At 45.5% G+C, this 1,503-nt stretch carries 1 protein-coding gene; it reads right to left on the bottom strand.

Annotation, left to right across the window (positions count from 1 at the left end):
• Positions 1–23: 23 nt before the first annotated feature.
• A complete protein-coding gene (locus AB4375_RS19495) occupies positions 24–1,400 on the bottom strand; it encodes an IS4 family transposase (protein ID WP_017068118.1) in 1,377 nt (458 codons plus the stop codon).
• Between the last annotated feature and the right edge of the window lie 103 nt (positions 1,401–1,503).

The following is a 1,503-nucleotide window of genomic DNA, read 5'->3' as shown; positions in this document are numbered from 1 at the left end:
CTGTCTCTTGATCACAAGTCTGGTTAATCAAGAGACTTAGCGAGTTCATACCCTTCAAGGATGGTTTGTAACCTAAACCATCCTTGCCATAACGTCTTTATAGAAGCGCGCCCCGTTCGCTTGGTATTCTTCCAACCACCTAACCGAGCAATACCGTTGTAAGCCCATGATATATTAGGCGCTTCTTTCGGTAGTTCTTTCTTCTCCAACTTGAGCCACATTAACTTCCACGCTTTGCCTCTTAATACCCGCTCACAACTGGTCTTAGATAACGCGTCTGATTCATTCATAAACCTCAACTGGAGTAACCGAGTCGCGATAAAAGCCAAAATAACGCTGAGCCTCTCTAAGTTGTCCTTACTTTGCATTCTCAGTTGCTCAACCTCTGTCCCTTCACTTTTCCAGACTTTATGAAAATCTTCTATCAGCCAGCGCCGCTCATAATAACTGACGATTTTGAGTGCCTCTTCCTTGCTCGTTATCGGCTCAGAAGTCAGTAAGTGCCATACGAGCTTATCGCTACTCTCTCCTTGTTCTATACATCCCACGTAGTAAAGCGGAATGTTATCGAACTCTTTCTTGTTAGCAGGAGACTTGAGTGTCACGGGGGCATATTTGATATCTAAATGAGCCTTGCGAGCTTTACGCCCCCCTTTTTGCGGTATTTCGAGCACTTTCTCTCCGGCTGATAACAGGGTAGAGGCATAGCTATAAAGACGATTATCATGCTCTTCAATACAGCGGCTTTGCATTGAGCGAACGATGAACCTTTGTTGTTGCTCTCGCTTGTAAGTGAGGTATTCAAATAGGTCGGCTTCTCTATCGCACACAGAAATGACATCCGAAATTTTATCGCCAAGTCGCTCAGCGACATGGCGAGAGGCTTGTTCCCACTTATAACTTTCTTTCTCTTTGTATGGTCGAGTCGCATGCTGGTGCCTTTGGCCTCGCTTTTCTATATCACGAGTCCAGCGCTGTTGTTCAATTAAACCAATAACAGATTGAGTGTCGGGAGCAAAAAGTAAGGTTGAGTGTACGAACATGGCGCGATGTCGGTTGCCTTGATTGGAGTGCCCGAGTTCATCTCGAATGCTGCGATGGGAGTAACTGAGAGAAGTGGTGTCTTCTAAGGCAAGAAGTGTTTGTTGCTCTAATGCTTCTTGTGCGGTGACATAAAACCCCGCTTCTGCGATATCTTCTGCTTTGATTTGCTCATTACGGATGAAGCGATAAGCCCCTTCCATTTCAGCAGGGGAGATAATGAGTTTCGAGACGGGTACACCAGGTTGCTCGGCCAGTGAGGCTGCGAGAGTAACGAGTCTTTGAGTGCGTCTAGGGTCATTTAGGTGGGCTTGACCGAACTGTTTTTGTGCCCAGAGGGTTGGCTCTATATAGGTCATGATAATCATCCTTGTCATTGCTTAGATGATCAGATCATGAAACCTAAAAATAGTTCAAAAAAAATCCCCAAGCGTGGCTTAGGGATTTGTGTATAAGAGACAG

This window comes from Vibrio sp. 10N.261.51.C6 (genome assembly GCF_041471785.1).
GTDB lineage: Bacteria > Pseudomonadota > Gammaproteobacteria > Enterobacterales > Vibrionaceae > Vibrio > Vibrio crassostreae_C.
This window is presented reverse-complemented; position numbering and strand designations above follow the sequence as displayed.

Coding starts and splice junctions, on each gene's coding strand:
- AB4375_RS19495 (WP_017068118.1), bottom strand. CDS start 1,400: ATGACCTATATAGAGCCAACCCTCTGGGCACAAAAACAGTTCGGTCAA.